Genomic DNA, 16,521 nt, shown 5'->3' on the forward strand with positions numbered 1-16,521 from the left:
TCGCACCGGCGCCCGGAGCGCTCGTCGCGCGTCGGGGGTCCGGGCGGGGACCGCCCGGACCCCCGGGTCGTCACCCGAGGTTGGCGGCCATCTCGTTCGGCTCGTGGTCGAGCTCGACCGAGGCGGTGGTCTCCCCGGTGGTGAGGTCGACGGCGTGGACCTGGTTGGTGGCCGGGTCAGCGACGTACACGGTGTCTCCGTCGACGGTCAGCGCCGGGTGCGGGTCCTGCCAGTCGGCCGGGCCCTCCCACGGGTCGATGACGGGGTAGTCGTCGGTGATCTCGCCGGTGGCGGGGTCCAGGACGTGGATCGCGCCGTCGGTGCCGAGGAGGTACGCCAGGTCGTCCGGGCCGCGGACGACGCCGCGCCAGGTGTAGGCGACGCCCTTGGGCAGGTCGACCGTCTCGAGGGTGCCCTGCTCGGTGTCGATCAGCGCGACCTGGGTCAGCTCGTAGCCCTCGGCGTCCGGGTCGGTCTTGTAGTCGCCGACGACCAGCGGGCTGGTCTCGGAGACGTAGGCGTTGCCCATCCGGCCGAACTCGTCGGGGGCCTGGAGCTTCTCGAAGGCCCCGTCGCGGTAGAGCAGCGCGCCGTCCTCGCAGCCGAAGACGACGGCCTCGCCGGCCGCGGTGCCCTCGCCGTGCACGCCGGGGCACTCCTCGTTGCGGGCGGTCTCGGTCCAGTCCTCGCCGTCCGGCTCCAGCGCCATCGCGCCGGAGCGGGTCTCCTCGTCGCCGATCGTCGTGAGCAGGGTGCCGTCCTCGAGGACGATCGAGACGCCGTGGTGCGCCTCGGGCGCCCGGAAGCCGGTGGTCTCGGGCAGCTCGCCCTCGCCGGCGAGGAGCGCGTCGGTCTCGAAGATCGTCGTCTCGCCGGTGCCGTCGGCGAACAGGATGGTGTGCTCGCCGTGCCGTACGACGTGGCCCGCGGCCTCGGCGGCGAAGACGGCGTCGGTCAGCTCGGGCGCCTGGGTGTCGATGACCTGGAACCCCTCGCTGGTGGTGAGCAGCACGTGCTGGCCGTCGCCGACGGCGTTGACGCGGGTGAACTCCTCGGTCTCGAACTCCTCGAGGACCTCCAAGGTCTCGCCGTCGAGCACGGCGACGCCGTCCTCGTAGGTGACCGCGAGGCGCGGCTGCGTGGTGGCCGCGGCCGCGGTGGTCTCGGGGGCGTCCTCGGACGTCGCGGACTCCTCCTCGGTGCCGCCGCAGGCGGCGAGGGCGAAGGTGAGGACCGCCAGCGCGGCGGTGCCGCGCAGTCCTCGGGTGGGGCGTCGGTGCATGGTGTTCCTTCCGGTCGGGGCGCTCAGGACGAGAGCCCGGTGGTGATGCGTGCGGTGTTGGCGCGCTGCATGTCGAGGTAGGTCTCGGCTCCCTCGCCGGGCCCGGTCAGGGACTCGGTGAAGAGCGGGACGACCCGGACGTCGAGGCCGACCTCGTCGGCGAGGACCTGGACGAGCCGGTCGGGCTGTGAGGACTCGGCGAAGATCGCGGGGACCTCGGCCTCCTCGATCGCGGTGGCCAGCTCGTCGAGGTCGGCGGCGCTGGGCGAGGCGAGGGTGGTGCCGCCGGGGATGACGGCACCGACGACGCGGAACCCGAAGCGCTCCGCGAGGTAGCCGAAGACGTGGTGGTTGGTCACCAGGCTGCGCCGCTCCTCGGGGATCGCCGCGAACGCCGTCGTCATCTCCTGGTCGAGCCGCTCGAGCTGGCCGCGGTAGTCGGCCGCCCGCTGCTCGAGCACGCCGGTGTCGAGCCCGTCGACATCGGCGAGCGCTTCGGCCAGCGCGTCGACGACCTCGACCACCTGGGCCGGGTCGGTCCAGAAGTGCGGGTCGGGCGCGCCGCCCTCGGCGGCGGAGTAGTCGAGGACGTCGACGTGCTCACCGGCGACGAACGTCTCCGCCCCAGACCCGGCCGCGCGGTCGAGGTGCTGCTGCAGGCCCTCCTCCAGCCCGAGCCCGTTGGAGACCACCAGGTCCGCCTCGGCCATCGAGGCCGCCTCGCGGGCGGAGATCTCGAAGGAGTGGGGGTCGGCGTTCGGGCGCATCAGCACCGTGACCTCGGCCTCCTCGCCGACGACGTTGCGGACCAGGTCGCCGAGGATGTTCGTGGTCACGACGACCTCGGGCCGGTCCGGGCCGTCGTCGGCGGTGCAGGAGGAGAGCGCGAGGACCGTGGCCGCGAGCGCCGCGGCGAGGGCGCGGGTGCGGGTCCGGGTGCGGGTGCGGGTGCGCCGCGTCATCGGCCCGTCTCCGCGAGGAAGGTGGGCGCGACGTCCGTGCGCAGCCGCCGCGCGACCCGGGCGGAGTCGGCGTAGTCGATCTCGTGGACGACGCCCTCCTCCGGCGAGCTGAGGTACGCGCGCTCCTGGTCGACGACCAGCTCCACCCGTGCCGCGGCCCGGGGGCGCCGCACGCTGCCGGCCACGAGCGGAGCGGTCACGGCGAGCTGCTCGCCGGTGCCGGCGGCGTACACGCGCACCCGGCCGCTCCGGTCGAGCGCGACCACGTGGCCCTCGACGTCGTCGCTGGCCGAGACCCGCAGGAGCGGTACGTCGACCTCGTGCAGCCGCCAGGTGCGCTCCCGCGTGTCGAGGAGCCAGAAGCCGTCCGTCCCCGCCAGGGCGGCCACGGTCGGTCGGCCCTTGCGGGCGTCGAAGCCGGTGGCAGGCGGGGCCTGGGAGCCGCGGGGGTAGGGGATGCGCTCGACCGCGGGCCGCTCGCCGTCCTCGGTCCACAGCAGCGCGCCGTCGGCGCAGCCGACCACGAGGCCGACGGAGGTGGTGATGGTGCCGCTGGCGTCGGCGCAGGAGGTGCGCGTGCCCGGTGACGGGCTGCCGTCCGCGTCGACCAGCTCGACGTCGGTGACCGTGCCGGAGGCGTCGGGGACGGTGACCACGGCGCCGTCCGCGAACGGCGCGACCAGACCGTCGTGCGGGCGCGTCGACACCCGGAAGGTCTCGCGCAGCTCGCCGTCGGCGAGGGCCTCGTTGTCGAGCAGGACCGCCTCGCCGGAGCCGGCGAGGAAGAGGCCGGTGCCGCCCGCGGTGGAGAGCGGTCCGGTCGACACCGTGGCCTGCCCGCGGCCGGGGACGGTGCCGAGGACCCGCGGCTCCGCGCGGTAGTAGTGGTGGTGGTCGCCGTGGTTCCAGGTCCACACGCCGCTGTCGACGACCTCGACGCCGGAGGCGGTGGTGGCGAAGACGTACCGGCCGTCCGAGGCGACCGCGGACGGCTCCCCGACGGTGCCGACGGCGGACGTCTCCTCGGTGAGGAGGTCGAGCATCCCGACCCGGCCCGTCACGTCGACGGTCGTCAGGTGCAGCTGGGGCTCGGCCACCTCCTGGGCGCCGTCGACGGCGCCGTGCCCGTCCCCGCCGGAGCCGGGAGTGGAGGACGAGGGGCGCTCGGCGGGCCGTGCCTCGGAGGTGTCGCTGGAGCAGGACGTGCCGAGCAGGAGGACTGCTCCGAGCGCGGCGGTCAGGGTCCGGTGGGTCATGGGTTCCTGTCTGGTTCCGGGGTGGTGGGACACGCTGGTCGCGGGGTCGACGGCAGCGGGCTCAGTGCGCGGGGGCGGGTCGCCGGGGCCCGGGGGTCAGCCGGCGGACGACGGCGGACAGTGCGGCGAGGACGACGGCCGTGTAGGCGATCGAGGACCCGGCGGCCGTGCCGGCGTGCCAGCTGACGAGCAGGCCGGTGAGGACGGCCAGCACGCCGACGAGCGCGGCGAGCGCCATCGTGGTGGGGATGCGGGTCGTCCACTGGCCGGCCGCCACGGCCGGCGCGAGCAGCAGGCCGACGACGAGCAGCGAGCCGACGGCCTGGTACGACGCGACGACGGCGACGGTCACCAGGCCCACGAGCACCGCCTGGGCGAGCCCCGGTCGGAGGCCGAGCGTCCGGGCCACCCGCGGGTCGAAGGCGGCCGCCACGAAGGCGCGGTGGAAGACCGCCGTCACCACGAGGGTCGCGACGGCCGCCAGCGCGAGCAGGGCGAGGTCGCCGTCGCGCAGGGCCAGGACGTCGCCGAAGAGCATGACGGTCGCGTCCGTGGCGAAGCTGCCCGAGTGGGAGACGATGATGACGCCGAGCGACAGCATGCCGACGAACAGCAGGCCGATCGCGGTGTCGTACGACATCCGCCCGCGCCGGTGCAGCGCGCCGATGGTCGCGCTCATCACCACGGCGCTCGCCGCGCCGCCCACGAGCACGGGGGCGCCGACCAGCGTCGCGACCGCGACGCCGGGGAGCATCCCGTGCCCGATGGCCTCCCCGAGGAACGCCATCCCGCGGATGACGACCCACGTGCCGACCGCGCCGCAGATGACCGCGACCAGCGAGCCGCCCAGCAGGGCGCGCTGCATGAAGTCGGTGCTGAAGGGGTCCTCGAGGAGTGGCACGGCCAGGACGCTAGATGATTTTGAGAATCATTACCAATTAGTCAGGATGAGGCCATGGACGCGCCGAGCCACCCCGTGGTCGCCACCGGACTGTGCTACGCCCACGCGGACGTCGACGTCCTGCACGACGTGTCGGTGGTGCTTCCGAGCGGAGCGGTGACCGCGGTCTGCGGCCCGAACGGCGCGGGGAAGTCGACGCTCGTCGAGCTGCTCGCCGGCGTCCGCGCACCCCGTCGGGGCCACGTGTCCCGCACGGGGCGGGTCGCCCTCGTCGTCCAGCGGCCGGCGGTGCCGGACAGCCTGCCGGTGACCGTCCGCGACGTCGTCACGATGGGCACGTGGGCGAGGCGACGTCCCCGCGCGGCGGCCCGCCGCGCGGTCGAGGACGCGATCGCGCGGGTCGACCTCGTCGGCCTCGAGGACCGGCCGCTGGCCACCCTGTCCGGTGGTCAGCGGCAGCGGGCGCTGCTGGCGCAGGGCATCGTCCAGGACGCCGACGTCCTGCTGCTCGACGAGCCGGCTGCCGGCCTGGACGCGGCCAGCCGGGAGACCACCCGCCGCATCCTGCGGGACGAGGCCCACGAGCGTGGCGCGGCCGTCGCCTGCGTGACCCACGACGAGGAGAGCGTCCGCGCCGCGGACCGCGTGCTCCGCCTGGAGGCGGGCCGCGTGGTCGGCCGGCACCCGTCGCTCGCGCACGGCGGGCGTCGCCCGTGAGTGACGGACGGGACCCGGACGACGAGCGACCGGTGACCCTCGTCGCCGTCTGCGGCGGGCCGGGCTGCTCCTCGAGGACCGAGGCCGTGCTCGCCGAGCTCCGCCCTGTCGTGCGTGGAGCCCCCGGGGCGGTGCTGGTGCGTACGCCGTGCCTCGGCGGGCCGTGCGACCCCGCGCCGCTGCCCGACCCGACCACGAGGGTGAGGGTCCAGCGCTGCGCCGGCGGCCCGGCGGGGCTCCGGCCGACCGGGCGGCCGACCGACCTCGCCGTCGCCGATGCGGGTCGGTGCGCTCGCACGGTCGCGGCCTGGCTCCGCGCCGGGCTCGTCCTGCGGTGGCGCGGCTGAGGAGGCGGCCGAGGCGCGGCTGGGGAAGCGGACGACGCGGGCCCGACCCCCTCCCGGGGTCGGGCCCGCGCCGCGTCCGTGCCCCCCGGGGCCCGCTCAGCCCTGACGTGCCTTCAGGCGCGGGTTGCGCTTGTTGATCACGAACGTGCGCCCGCGGCGGCGCACGACCTGTGCTCCGGGTTGCTTCTTCAGCGAGCGCAGCGAGTTGCGTACCTTCATCGTCCCTCCCTCCTGGGCTGCCCGGCGCCGGGGTCGACGAGGCCGCGGTGGACCGCGGCCACGAGCCTGCGGGGGACCCGGTGGCGCTCGCCGTCGACGGTGACGGTCACCAGGTCGGGCGGGGCGGCCTTCCACTGCGAGCGGCGGTGGCGGGTGTTGCTGCGCGACGTCCGTCGCTTCGGTACTGCCATGGTCGTGACCTCCTGGTCGGTGACGCTCTCGGGTGTCGGTGCGGGCTAGGCGACGTCGCGGACCGGGCCCAGCCAGGGCTCGAACCCGTCCTCGCCCGCCGTCCAGCGGGTGGCCGACGCCTCGTCGGGCCCGAGCAGGGTCGCGTCGAAGACCCGGCGCAGCTCGGCCGGCGCGGGCCCGATCCCGGTGGCGACCAGCCGGGTGCGTGGTGGCTGCGAGGCCCACGCGTGGGCGTCGCCCACGCTCAGCTGGCCCCCGGAGCCGTCCCACACGAGCGCCCGGCCCGGCCGGGTGGGCAACCAGAACACGCCGCGCGAGCGGTGGCCGTCGCCGGCCAGCGCCTCGAGGTGGTCGAGCAGCCGGTCGGGGTGGAACGGGTGCGGCGAGGCCAGGTCGAGGCGCCAGGCGAGCGCCGCGTCGGCGCCGGCCAGCGGTGGGACCGGCCCGTCGAGGGCCGGACCGGTCCAGGCGAGGGTGCGCTCGTGGTCGTGCAGGCGACCGGTCGCGCGTGCCGCGTCCAGGTGCTCGGTCCCGGCGACCACCTCGGCCCCCGGCCGCGCGAGGGCGCGCAGGAGCGCGAGCGCGACCGGGTCGGTGTCGCCGTACGTGACGGCCACGTCGGCGCGCTCGACCATGGCGCAGCCCACCTCGCCGACCCCGCGGCGGTCGTCGGGCCCCGTGTGGGCACCGCGCTCGGCCAGCAGGTCGTCGCCGAGCAGGTCGTCCACCACGGTCGGTCCCGCGAGGGCGGTCACGACGCTCGCGACCCGCAGGTGCCGGGCGAGCCGGCTGTCGACGGCCACGACGTGGTACAGCTGGTCGGCCTCGGCGCCGACCGGCAGGTGCGCCACGATCGTCGACCAGCGCCCGGAGCGGGCCACCCGCTCCAGGGTGGGGAGCACGTCCTCGCGCAGGGCGCAGCTGACGCAGGCGTGCTCGAGGCCGGTCTCGTCCTCCTCCACCAGCCCGTGCACGTCGCTGACGACGCGGCGCAGCACGCTGCGCTCGACGTCGATCTCGTGCCGCACCGACACCGCTCCGGGCAGGTCGAACTGCAGGCCCACCGCGGTGGCGGCCACGGCGTCGCGGTCGACCCCGGTGAGGACCACGACGGGCACCCTCACGAGCCGGCTCCGTACCGCCGGCGCAACCGCTCGACGCGGCCCTCGCTGTCCAGCTCGCGTGCGCGGCCGGTCCAGAACGGGTGGCTGTGGCTCGTGACGTCGACGTCGACGACCGGGTAGGTCACGCCGTCGACCTCGACGGTCCGGTCCAGGGAGTGGGTGCCGACGAGGGTCGACCTGGTCACCACCACGTCCCCGGTGGAGCGGTCGCGGAACGCCACCGGCCCGTACGCCGGGTGGATGCCCTCTCGCATGGGTCCTCCTGTGTAGAATGAGAATCGTTCTCATCATCGTACCCGTCAGGAGGAGCCATGTCACGCACGTGCCAGGTCACCGGGCGCACGCCCGGGTTCGGCCACCACGTCTCCCACTCGCACCGCCGCACCAACCGCCGCTTCGACGTCAACGTCCAGCGCAAGCGGTACTGGGTGCCCTCGCTCGGGCGCTCGGTGACCCTCCGGGTGAGCGCGCGCGGCATCAAGGTCATCGACGTGCGCGGCATCGACGCCGTCGTCGCCGAGGTCCTCCGGCGCGACGGGCGGATCTGATGGCTCGCCGCGGCAACGACCTCCGGCCGGTCGTGAAGCTGCGCTCGACCGCCGGCACCGGCCACACCTACGTGACGCGCAAGAACCGTCGCCACGACCCCGACCGGCTGGTGCTGCGCAAGTACGACCCGCGCGTCCGCCGCCACGTGGACTTCAAGGAGGAGCGCTGAGATGGCCAAGACCAGCAAGATCGCCGCGCAGCGGCGACGCGAGCGCGTGGTCGAGCGGTACGCCGAGCGCCGGGCCGCCCTGAAGCAGGTGATCCGCACCGCCGAGCCGGGCTCGATCGAGCACGCGTCCGCCGTCCGCGGCCTCTCGCGCCTGCCGCGGGACGGCTCGCCGGTGCGTCTGCGCAACCGCGACCAGGTCGACGGGAGGCCCCGCGGCCACCTCCGGAGGTTCGGGCTGTCCCGGATCACCTTCCGGGCGATGGCCCACCGCGGCGAGCTCCCCGGGGTCACGAAGTCCAGCTGGTGAGTCCCGGCGGCGGTGCTCGGGCCCCGGAGGCCGGCCGGTCGCGTCGGTATCGTGACGGCGTGGCCCCCGCGAACAGCTCCCGGACGACGCCCGCCCCCGACGCCGCGTCGCCGGGGCCGCGGAGCACTCGGCAGCGCCGCGCCCTCGTGGCGGAGCTGGCGGCCAGCGAGGGGTTCCGAAGCGCGCAGGACCTCCACCACGCGCTCCGCGAGCAGGGCGAGCCGGTCGGGCTGGCGACGATCTACCGCGCCCTCCAGGCGATGGTGGACGCGGGTGAGCTGGACACGGTCAAGGCCGACGGGAACGAGGCGGTCTACCGGCTGTGCAGCCCGGCCCACCACCACCACCTCGTGTGCCGGCGGTGCGGCCGGACCGTGGAGGTCTCCGGTCCGGCGGTCGAGCGCTGGGCCAGCAAGGTCGCCGAGGAGCACGGCTTCGCCGACGTCGACCACACCCTCGAGCTGTTCGGCGTCTGCCAGGTCTGCCGCACGGCCGACGCCGGCTGACCGGGCCTCCCGGTCACCGGAAGCTCGCCGGGGGAGCGCGGGCGTCCCGTGCGACGGTGCGCGCGGACCGTCCCCGCGTGCAAGGAGCTCCCTGTGATCGAGACCGCCCCGGCAGGCGCCGCGCTCCTCGACGTGGCGCCGGTCCCGCTGGACCGGGTGTCCACGTTCGACCACGAGGTCGACGTGCTGGTGGTGGGCCTGGGGTGCGCGGGTGCCGCGGCGGCGATGGAGGCGGCCCAGGCGGGCGCCTCGGTGATCGCGCTCGAGCGCGCGAGCGGGCCGGGCGGCTCGTCGGCGCAGTCCGGCGGTGAGCTCTACCTCGGTGGTGGCACCGCGGTGCAGCAGGCGTGCGGGTTCGCCGACGACGCCGACAACATGTTCGCCTTCCTCCGCGCGGCGCTCGGGCCGCACGCGGACGAGGAGAAGCTCCGGCTCTACTGCGACGGCTCCGTCGAGCACTTCGAGTGGTTCCGCTCCTGCGGCGTCACCTTCAACGAGTCGCTGCACGACGCCCCCACGTGGATGCCCTTCACCCAGGACGGGCTGATGTGGCTGGGCGAGAACGCCTGGCCCTACGACGAGCTGGCCCGGCCGGTGCCCCGCGGACACCGCCCGGCCACGAAGGGCTGGGCCGGGCACACGCTGATGGACGCGCTGCTCCGCACCTGCGCGGAGCGTGGGGTGGTCACCCACACCGACACCCGCGCACGGTCGCTGGTGGTGGACCCCGACGGCCGGGTCGTCGGGGTGGTGGCCCGGCGCTTCGGCGAGCAGGTCACGTACCGGGCCCGGCGCGGGGTGGTGCTCACCACGGGCGGCTTCGTCGACGACGAGGAGATGCTGGCCGACCACGCGCCGGTGCTGCTGGGCCACGGCAAGGTCAGCGACGGCCTCGACGACGGCTCGGGGATCAAGATGGCGGCCGCGCTCGGCGCCGCCACCCGGCGGATGGGCTTCGTGGAGGCGGCGTACACCGCGGTGCCGGCGATGGTCTGCCGCGGCATGCTGGTCAACGGCCTCGGCCAGCGGTTCGTCAACGAGGACGTCTACCCCGGCCTGTTCAGCCACGCCGCCCTCCACCAGCCCGGCCCGTGCTTTGTGCTGCTGGACGAGCAGGGCCTGGAGTCGGTGCCCGAGGCCGACCTGATGGGCGTTCGGCCGACGTACGCCGCCGAGACGCTGGCCGAGCTCGAGGAGGAGCTCGGCCTGCCGGCCGGCTCCCTGGAGCGGACGGTGGCGACGTACAACGCGCACGCGGCCGTCGGCGAGGACCCGCTCCACCACAAGGCGGCCCGCTGGCTGCGCCCGCTGGAAGGTCCGTGGGCGGTGGTCGACCCGCGGCTGGGCTTCTTCGCAGAGGGCAGCGCCGCCGGCGGCGGAACGGGGTTCCAGGGGTTCACCCTGGGCGGGCTGAGCACCACCGTCGACGGCGAGGTCCGCTCGGTGGCGGGCCCGCCGGTGCCCGGCCTGTACGCCGCGGGGCGCGCCAGCAGCGGGATCCACGGCGAGGGCTACATCTCGGGCACCTCGCTGGGCGACGGGACCTTCTTCGGGCGCCGGGCGGGACGGGCCGCGGCGCGCGCCTGAACCTCTCCCGGAGGTCAGCGCGGCAGCGGCGTCAGCAGGAGGCGGACGGCGAGCCGCAGGTCCTCCTCGCCCTCCTCCTGGGTGGTGTGGCCGTTGAGGATGGAGATGAGCACGCCGTACCAGTTCTGCTCGACCAGCCGCACGAGCCGCAGGTGGATCGGCTCGGGGTCGTGCGCCGCCCGGAGCGCGCGCAGCATCACCCCGTGCGAGACCCCGGCGACCTCCCGGCCCATCGGGGTCGCGGTCAGGGCGTTGTTGGACTGCATGATCGAGGTGGTCAGCACCGGGTGCTCGAGCATCCGGCGCCCGACGCGGATGAGCAGCTCGCTCAGCTCGTCGGCCGGGTCCCGGTCCAGCGACGGCCCGACGTACTCCGCGTCGAGCCGGGCGACCTGGTCGGCCATCACAGCGGCGAACAGGTGCGTCTTGGAGGGGAAGTAGCGGTAGAGGGTCGCGATCGCGACGCCGGAGGCCTTGGCCACGTCGTGCATCTGCACCCGGTCGATCGGCAGCCGGGCGCCGATCGTGGTGGCCGCGCGCACGATCCGGTCGCGCCGTGCCCGCTGCTCGAGCGACACCGGGGCGGCCGGCGGGCGGCTCTCCGCGATCCTGGGCACTCGTCCCCTCCGTCGGTCCCGTGCACGCCGGACCCGTGCCGGCCGGGTCATCGTGGCCCGCGCCGGGGAGGAGGAGCGTCGGCTCGCCCGTTGAGTGAGACCTGGCTCACAGCGGACCCGGCTGGCTCCTCAGGCCCCGCTCGGGCCGGTCGCGGGGTCCGTCCTCGGGCCCAGGTGGACGGCGAGCAGCGCGACGTCGTCCTCGGCGCCCTCCGGCACGAGGCGCTCCAGCAGCCCGTCGCAGACCTCGTCGAGGGGGAGCCCGTCGGCGACGAGCCCGGTCAGCTCCCGCACCAGCCGGTCGATGCCGCGGTCCAGTGCCTCGCCGCGCCGCTCGACGAGCCCGTCGGTGTAGAAGAGCACGGTGCTGCCGCGCGGCAGGTCCACCACGTCGTCGGTGCGCTCCTGGTCCGGGACCACGCCGATCAGCGTGTGCCGCTCGGAGGGGGCGAGCACGGACACGGTGCCGTCGGGGGCGACGACGACGGGGTCGAGGTGGCCGGCGTTCGACCAGCGCAGCCGGGTCACCCCGGCGCGGCGGTCCTCCGGGATCTCCTCGAACCGGGCGACCAGGGCGGTCGCCATCGTGTCGACGGCGAGCGCCTCGACGACCCGGTCGACGCCGGCGAGCACCACGGCCGGGCCGTCGCCGGTGTGCGCGGCGATCCCGCGCAGCAGGCTGCGCAGCTGGCCCATCGCCGCCGCGGCGTCGACGTCGTGGCCGACGACGTCGCCGATCACCACGACCATCGCGCCGTCGTCCTGCACGAACGCGTCGTACCAGTCGCCGCCGACCTGCGCGGAGTGCGCCGCCGGGGCGTAGCGGACCGCCACCTGGAGGTCGTCGGGCTGCGGCGGCTCGGTGAGCATGCTGCGCTGGAGGGTCTCGGCGAGCTCGCGCTGCCGCCCGAACATCCGGGCGTTGTCGATGGCGATGCCCGCCCGGTTGCCGATGTCGGTCAGCACGGTGACGTCGTCCTCGCCGAACGCGCCCCGCTCGGGGCCGCGGAACGCCGACAGCAGGCCGACGACGTGCCCGCGCGCCCGCAGCGGCACGAAGGCGCCCGACCTCGGCCGGAGCACCTGGATCGCGTCGTACGCCGGGCCGGGCGCGAGCGCGGCGAGCAGGGCCTCGGTGGCGTCGGTCCGGTGCAGCACGGGGCGCTGCTCGGCGACCGCGCGGGCGAGCGGCGCGCTGTCGGCGAGCGCGGTGAGCCGGGTGGTGGCGTAGTCGTCGACCGCTCGCCGCAGCGCGGGGTCGTGGTGCCAGTAGCCGGCGTCGCGCAGGTTCTCGCGCCACCCGGGGTCGACGTCGACCTCGGGCGCGCCCTCGACGGTCACGCCGCGACGGGTCCGCGCGCTGCTGGGCGCCGGCTCCCGCAGGAGCGTGATGATGCACCAGTCGGCCATCACCGGCGTGACCAGGCGCGGCAGCCGCTGGACCGCCTCGGTGATGTCGAGGGTGTCGGTCAGCGCCTCGGTGACGCTGGCGACCAGGCCGGCGCGGGCGGTGGCCCGGTCGACGTCGGACTGCGCCCGCCGGCGCGCGCTCACGTCGACGAAGTAGACGGCGAGCCCGTCGGGGGAGGGCCAGCCGCGGATCTCGTACCACCCGTCGAGGGGCGCGGGGTAGTAGGCCTCGAAGGCGACCGGCTCGCCGGAGCGGACCGCCCGGCGGTAGTGCTCCTCGAACGCCGTGCCGACGGTGGCCGGGAAGAGCTCCCACACCGAGCCGCCCACCAGCTCCTCGCGTCGCCGGCCCAGGAGCCGCTCGGCCTCGGCGTTGAGGTAGCTGAACCGCCACTGCCGGTCGAGCTGGTAGAACGCCGTCGGCATCGACTCCAGGACGCGGGCGACCCGGGACTCCTCGCCGCGCACCGAGGTCGAGTCGTGGGCGGCGCCGAGCAGCCGCACGGCGCCGCCGTCGGGGCCGGGCAGCGCCCGGCCGCGGGCGGTGATCCAGCGCTCCTCGCCGGTCGGGAGGACGACGCGGTACTCCGCCTCGTACTCGCCGCACTCGTCGACCGCCCGTGCCAGCGCGGCCGAGACCCGGTCGCGGTCCTCGGGGTGGACGCACGCGCTGAACGCCTCGATGGTGCCGGCGAAGGTGCGGTGGTCGAGCCCGAAGAGCTCCAGCAGCCGGTCGTCCCACCGGAGCCGGCCGTCGACGAGGTCCCAGTCGAACGCCCCGATCCCGGCCGCGTCGACCGCCACCCGCCAGGCGGCGTCGGGCACCTGGTCGAGGCCGTCGAGCAGGCGGGCGACGAGCCGCGCCTGGTCGGCGGTGACCGGCGGGTCGGCGGGGCTCGACGCGCCTCCCCGACGGGGGAGCACGGCGCCGCGCTCCCCAGGGTCGGGCTGGGACACGTGCAGGACCTCCAGAAGGTCGGTTGCCCCGAACGATCCCACACGCCGCAGGGGTGCCGTCGCCGAACGGTCACGGCGGTGACGCACGTCGCCGCCGGGGTGCACGGCCGCCCGTCGCGGGACCGCGCCGCACCGCTCCCGGAGGGTCAGCCCAGCCGCGCGGGCAGCACCCGGTACCCCCGCAGGATGCGGGTGTCGCGCCTGGCGGCGCCGGGCTCGAGGCGCAGGTCCGGGTAGCGCTCGACGATCCGCTGCAGGCCGACCTGACCCTCCATCCGGGCCAGCGCGGCGCCGAGGCAGAAGTGCCGGCCGGCGGAGAACGACACGTGGTCGCCGGCGTTCTCCCGGCTGACGTCGAAGCGGTGCGGGTCGGCGAAGACGTCGGGGTCGCGGTTGGCCCCGGCGAGCAGCGTGGTCACCACCGCACCGCGGGGGACGGGGACGCCGGCGACCTCGGTGTCGCGCACGACGGTGCGACCGGTGAGGAGGACGGGCGGGTCGAGCCGGAGCACCTCCTCCACGGCGTTCGACCACAGGCCGGGGTCCGTGCGCAGCGCGGCGAGCTGGTCGGGGTGCTCGTGGAGCAGCGCGATGCCGTTGGAGAGCAGGTTGACCGTCGTCTCGAACCCGGCGGCCAGCACCAGCCCGGCGGTCGCGACCAGCTCCTTGTCGGTCAGCGCCACGCCGTCGTCGTCCCGGGCCGCGACCATCTGGCTGAGCAGGTCGTCGCCCGGCCGGCGCCGCTTGCTCTCGATGTGGTCGACCAGCCAGGCCTCGAAGGAGGACAGGGCGCCCTCGACGGTGCGGAAGCGGCGCCACGAGAGGCCGAGGTCGAGGCTCGGGGCGGCCGCGGTGCCGAACTCGAGCACCGTGTGCCGCTCGGAGTCCGGGACGCCGAGGATCTCGGCGATCACCGTGACCGGCAGCAGGGCGCAGTAGGCCTCGACCAGGTCGACCGGCCGGCCGCCCGCCGACTGCCGGGCGAGGTCGGTGAGGAGCTCGTCGGCGATCTGCTCGGTCCGCTCGCGCAGCCGCTGCACGGCCTTGACCGAGAACACCCGGGTGACCAGCTTGCGCATCCGGGTGTGGTCCGGCGGCTCGGTGACCAGCAGGGAGGGAGGGGTCAGCGGGCCCATCGGCGTGGTCTCGTGGGCCCAGCGCCCGATCCGCCCGAGCGGCCCCGCGCCGGTACCGAGGTCCACGCCCGCGCGCACGTCGGGGTAGGCCAGCACCTCGCGCACCACCGGGAGGGTGGCGGTCACGTAGGCGTACCGCGACCGGTGCAGCGGTCCGCTGGCCCGGATCTCGTCGAAGAGGTCGACCGGCACGTCGCTGCTGGTGCTGCTGGTGACGATGAGCCGGGCATGCAGGTCGCCGCGGCGGGCGGCCGCTCGCATGACGGTCTTGGGCAGGGCGTGGCCCAGGCCCCAGCGGACCGCGGGGCGCGCGGCCGAGCGCAGGGCGTCGGCTCTCGGCACGAGCGGGTGGGTCGCGGTCCGGAGCAGCACGGGCCCTCCTGGGCGTCGGGAGCGGAGCCGGTTGGATACCGGCCGGTATCCGATACCTTCCGGTATCGTCCTCGCCATGTCAACGGTCCCGCCCGCGCCGGCCGAGGCCCGCAGGCGCCCCGCCCGCGAGGAGGTGCGGCGCGCGCTGCTCGACGCGGCCGCCCGGACCTTCGCCCGCCAGGGCATCGACGGCGCGAGCCTCGACGACGTGGCGGCCGCGGCCGGGTTCACCAAGGGCGCGGTCTACAGCAACTTCGGCAGCAAGGAGGGGTTGGTCGCCGCCCTCGTCGACGACCGCGTCTCGGCGTACCTCGACCTCGGCCTGGCCGCGGTGGAGAACGACCCCGGCGCCACGCTGGCCGAGCGGGCGCGCGCGCTCGGCGACCGGTTGACCGCCGCGACCGACGAGCAGCACGACTGGCACCTGCTCTTCCTGGAGCTGTGGCAGCGGACCGTGCGCAGCGGCCGGACCGAGGGGGCCTTCGTGCAGCGCCGTCGCGAGCTGCACGCCGCGGTGGCGGGGGCCGTCGCCGCCCACGCCGAGCAGGCGGGCGCCGAGCTCCCGCTGCCGGCGACCTCGATGGCGACGCTGCTGATGGCGCTGTCCAACGGGCTGGCGATCGAGCGGCTGGTCGAGCCCGGCTCGGTGCCCGACGACCTGATGGGGCAGGTGCTGGCCCTGGTCGTCCAGGCGGGCCCCGCCGCCGGCACTGGAGCAGACCAGCACTGACCTGGCCGTTTGTGGCGGGCGTCGCCGGGCACCGTCCCATCACCCCCGAGAAAGGTGACGACATGAACACCCGCACCATCGCCATCATCGCCCTGATCATCGCTGCTGTCGTGCTGGCGCTGCTCGTCCTCTGACGGCGGCCGGAACACTTCGGCAGGGGCCCGCGACCGCTGGTCGCGGGCCCCTGCCGCGTCGTTGCGGGGCGTCACGAGCCGGCACGCGAGACTGGTCGGCGTGACCGCCTCGCTGACCGCCGTCCGCCTCGGCGGCCGCCCCGACCTCCCGCTCCTCGTGCTGGGGCCCTCGCTGGGCACCTCGGCGACCGCGCTGTGGCGCGACTGCGCCCGCCACCTCGCGCGCGACTTCCAGGTCGTGGCCTGGGACCTGCCCGGCCACGGCACGAACGCCGCCGTACCGTCGACCGCGGAGGAGCCGCTGACGGTCCCCGACCTCGCCGCCGGGGTGCTCGCGCTGGTCGACACCATGGCCCAGGGCCTGCACGCGCCGGGCTTCCACTACGCCGGCGACTCCGTCGGCGGTGCGGTCGGGCTGCAGCTGCTGCTCGACGCACCGGCCCGCGTGGAGTCGGCGACGCTGCTGTGCACCGGCGCGCGGATCGGCACCCCCGAGTCGTGGGCCGAGCGGGCCGGGACCGTGCGCGAGCGCGGCACCGAGGCGCTGGTCGAGGCCTCCACGGAGCGGTGGTTCGGGCCGGGGTTCGTCGAGCGGGAGGCCGAGAGCGCGGCCGCGCTGCTCCGGTCGCTCACCGCCGCCGACGACGAGGCGTACGCCGCGGTGTGCGGTGCGCTCGCCGCCTTCGACGTCCGCGACCGGCTCGGCGAGGTCACGGTGCCGGTGCTCGCGGTGGCGGGCTCCCACGACGTGCCCACGCCTCCCGGGCTGCTGCGGGCGCTGGCCGAGGGCGTGCCGGACGGGCGGTTCGCGGAGCTCGACGGCGTCGCGCACCTGGCGCCGGCCGAGGCGCCCGAGGAGGTCGCCCGGCTGGTCCGCGAGCACGCGCTCGGCCCCGACCAGGACGGCCCGCCACCGGAGGTCGAGGCCCTCCTGGCCGCGGTGCGGGCGGCCCGGGCGGCGGGCCTGCCGCCGGCCGAGGTGCGCGAGGTCGTGCGGGCGGCGCTCGCGGAGTAGCGGCGGCGACGCCGGCTGCTGCCAGACTCGGG

At 75.7% G+C, this 16,521-nt stretch carries 21 protein-coding genes; 10 read left to right on the top strand and 11 right to left on the bottom strand.

All coding sequences use genetic code 11. From position 1 onward, the window contains the following. Window positions 1–70: 70 nt before the first annotated feature. The 4 genes from aztD to aztB form a co-directional block, all read right to left on the bottom strand. Entirely contained in the window at window positions 71–1,282 is a 1,212-nt protein-coding gene (aztD, locus tag OSR43_RS00775) for a zinc metallochaperone AztD (protein ID WP_302269017.1), read from the bottom strand. A gap of 23 nt (window positions 1,283–1,305) precedes the next feature. Next, on the bottom strand, window positions 1,306–2,244 hold the full coding sequence (gene aztC, locus OSR43_RS00780) for a zinc ABC transporter substrate-binding protein AztC (RefSeq protein WP_302269019.1): 939 nt from the start codon (window positions 2,242–2,244) through the stop codon (window positions 1,306–1,308). Next, complete coding sequence (locus OSR43_RS00785; RefSeq protein WP_302269020.1) at window positions 2,241–3,500, bottom strand: ABC transporter; 1,260 nt, start codon at window positions 3,498–3,500, stop codon at window positions 2,241–2,243. The genes aztC and OSR43_RS00785 overlap by 4 nt, the downstream gene beginning before the upstream one ends. Window positions 3,501–3,561: 61 nt before the next feature. Further along, window positions 3,562–4,401, bottom strand: a complete 840-nt coding sequence (aztB, locus tag OSR43_RS00790) for a zinc ABC transporter permease AztB (RefSeq protein WP_302269022.1) — start codon at window positions 4,399–4,401, stop codon at window positions 3,562–3,564. A 54-nt stretch (window positions 4,402–4,455) separates the two neighbouring features. Between aztB and aztA the strand changes: the two genes are divergently transcribed. Then, on the top strand, window positions 4,456–5,118 hold the full coding sequence (gene aztA / locus OSR43_RS00795) for a zinc ABC transporter ATP-binding protein AztA (RefSeq protein WP_302269023.1): 663 nt from the start codon (window positions 4,456–4,458) through the stop codon (window positions 5,116–5,118). A gap of 32 nt (window positions 5,119–5,150) precedes the next feature. Continuing rightward, complete coding sequence (locus tag OSR43_RS00800) at window positions 5,151–5,465, top strand: hypothetical protein (protein ID WP_302269024.1); 315 nt, start codon at window positions 5,151–5,153, stop codon at window positions 5,463–5,465. 96 nt (window positions 5,466–5,561) lie between these two features. Here the strand turns inward: OSR43_RS00800 and ykgO are convergent, their stop codons facing one another. Genes ykgO through OSR43_RS00820 form a run of 4 tightly spaced genes read right to left on the bottom strand, consistent with a single transcriptional unit; the run spans window position 5,562 to window position 7,254 of the window. Further along, entirely contained in the window at window positions 5,562–5,684 is a 123-nt protein-coding gene (gene ykgO, locus OSR43_RS00805) for a type B 50S ribosomal protein L36 (protein ID WP_302269025.1), read from the bottom strand. Further along, entirely contained in the window at window positions 5,681–5,875 is a 195-nt protein-coding gene (rpmF, locus tag OSR43_RS00810) for a 50S ribosomal protein L32 (protein WP_302269026.1), read from the bottom strand. Before rpmF ends, ykgO begins: the two co-directional genes overlap by 4 nt. 45 nt (window positions 5,876–5,920) lie before the next feature. Beyond that, window positions 5,921–7,000, bottom strand: coding sequence for a GTP-binding protein (locus OSR43_RS00815; protein ID WP_302269027.1), 1,080 nt, complete (start codon window positions 6,998–7,000; stop codon window positions 5,921–5,923). After that, the gene (locus OSR43_RS00820) at window positions 6,997–7,254 is read right to left on the bottom strand and encodes a type B 50S ribosomal protein L31 (protein WP_302269028.1); all 258 of its coding nucleotides are present in this window, start codon (window positions 7,252–7,254) and stop codon (window positions 6,997–6,999) included. The genes OSR43_RS00815 and OSR43_RS00820 overlap by 4 nt, the downstream gene beginning before the upstream one ends. Before the next feature lie 57 nt (window positions 7,255–7,311). Here OSR43_RS00820 and rpmB point away from each other — a divergent pair, with 57 nt between their 5' ends. From rpmB to OSR43_RS00845, 5 genes are all read left to right on the top strand, one after another. Then, window positions 7,312–7,548, top strand: a complete 237-nt coding sequence (gene rpmB / locus OSR43_RS00825; RefSeq protein WP_302269030.1) for a 50S ribosomal protein L28 — start codon at window positions 7,312–7,314, stop codon at window positions 7,546–7,548. Then, a complete protein-coding gene (rpmG, locus tag OSR43_RS00830; protein ID WP_302269031.1) occupies window positions 7,548–7,718 on the top strand; it encodes a 50S ribosomal protein L33 in 171 nt (56 codons plus the stop codon). Before rpmB ends, rpmG begins: the two co-directional genes overlap by 1 nt. Before the next feature lies 1 nt (window position 7,719). Then, window positions 7,720–8,025, top strand: coding sequence for a 30S ribosomal protein S14 (rpsN, locus tag OSR43_RS00835; RefSeq protein WP_302269032.1), 306 nt, complete (start codon window positions 7,720–7,722; stop codon window positions 8,023–8,025). Between the two features lie 59 nt (window positions 8,026–8,084). Further along, window positions 8,085–8,531, top strand: coding sequence for a Fur family transcriptional regulator (locus tag OSR43_RS00840; protein ID WP_302269033.1), 447 nt, complete (start codon window positions 8,085–8,087; stop codon window positions 8,529–8,531). A 93-nt stretch (window positions 8,532–8,624) separates the two neighbouring features. After that, window positions 8,625–10,118 (top strand): FAD-dependent oxidoreductase, encoded by a 1,494-nt coding sequence (locus tag OSR43_RS00845; protein ID WP_302269034.1) that lies wholly within the window; start codon window positions 8,625–8,627, stop codon window positions 10,116–10,118. Between the two features lie 14 nt (window positions 10,119–10,132). Here the strand turns inward: OSR43_RS00845 and OSR43_RS00850 are convergent, their stop codons facing one another. The 3 genes from OSR43_RS00850 to OSR43_RS00860 all read right to left on the bottom strand — a co-directional run bounded on the left by OSR43_RS00850 (window position 10,133) and on the right by OSR43_RS00860 (window position 14,610). Beyond that, complete coding sequence (locus OSR43_RS00850; RefSeq protein ID WP_302269035.1) at window positions 10,133–10,735, bottom strand: TetR family transcriptional regulator; 603 nt, start codon at window positions 10,733–10,735, stop codon at window positions 10,133–10,135. 129 nt (window positions 10,736–10,864) lie between these two features. Then, window positions 10,865–13,102: a SpoIIE family protein phosphatase gene (locus OSR43_RS00855; protein WP_302269036.1), complete on the bottom strand. Its 2,238-nt coding sequence runs from the start codon at window positions 13,100–13,102 to the stop codon at window positions 10,865–10,867. A gap of 146 nt (window positions 13,103–13,248) precedes the next feature. After that, entirely contained in the window at window positions 13,249–14,610 is a 1,362-nt protein-coding gene (locus tag OSR43_RS00860; RefSeq protein ID WP_302269037.1) for a cytochrome P450, read from the bottom strand. 76 nt (window positions 14,611–14,686) lie between these two features. Between OSR43_RS00860 and OSR43_RS00865 the strand changes: the two genes are divergently transcribed. From OSR43_RS00865 to OSR43_RS00875, 3 genes are all read left to right on the top strand, one after another. Then, a complete protein-coding gene (locus OSR43_RS00865; protein ID WP_302269039.1) occupies window positions 14,687–15,340 on the top strand; it encodes a TetR/AcrR family transcriptional regulator in 654 nt (217 codons plus the stop codon). Between the two features lie 11 nt (window positions 15,341–15,351). Continuing rightward, a complete protein-coding gene (locus tag OSR43_RS00870) occupies window positions 15,352–15,474 on the top strand; it encodes a hypothetical protein (protein ID WP_302269040.1) in 123 nt (40 codons plus the stop codon). 100 nt (window positions 15,475–15,574) lie between these two features. After that, complete coding sequence (locus OSR43_RS00875) at window positions 15,575–16,489, top strand: alpha/beta fold hydrolase (protein WP_302269041.1); 915 nt, start codon at window positions 15,575–15,577, stop codon at window positions 16,487–16,489. Window positions 16,490–16,521: the final 32 nt, after the last annotated feature.

The sequence above is a fragment of the Nocardioides sp. Arc9.136 genome, assembly GCF_030506255.1.
In the GTDB taxonomy this organism is placed as follows: Bacteria; Actinomycetota; Actinomycetes; order Propionibacteriales; family Nocardioidaceae; genus Nocardioides.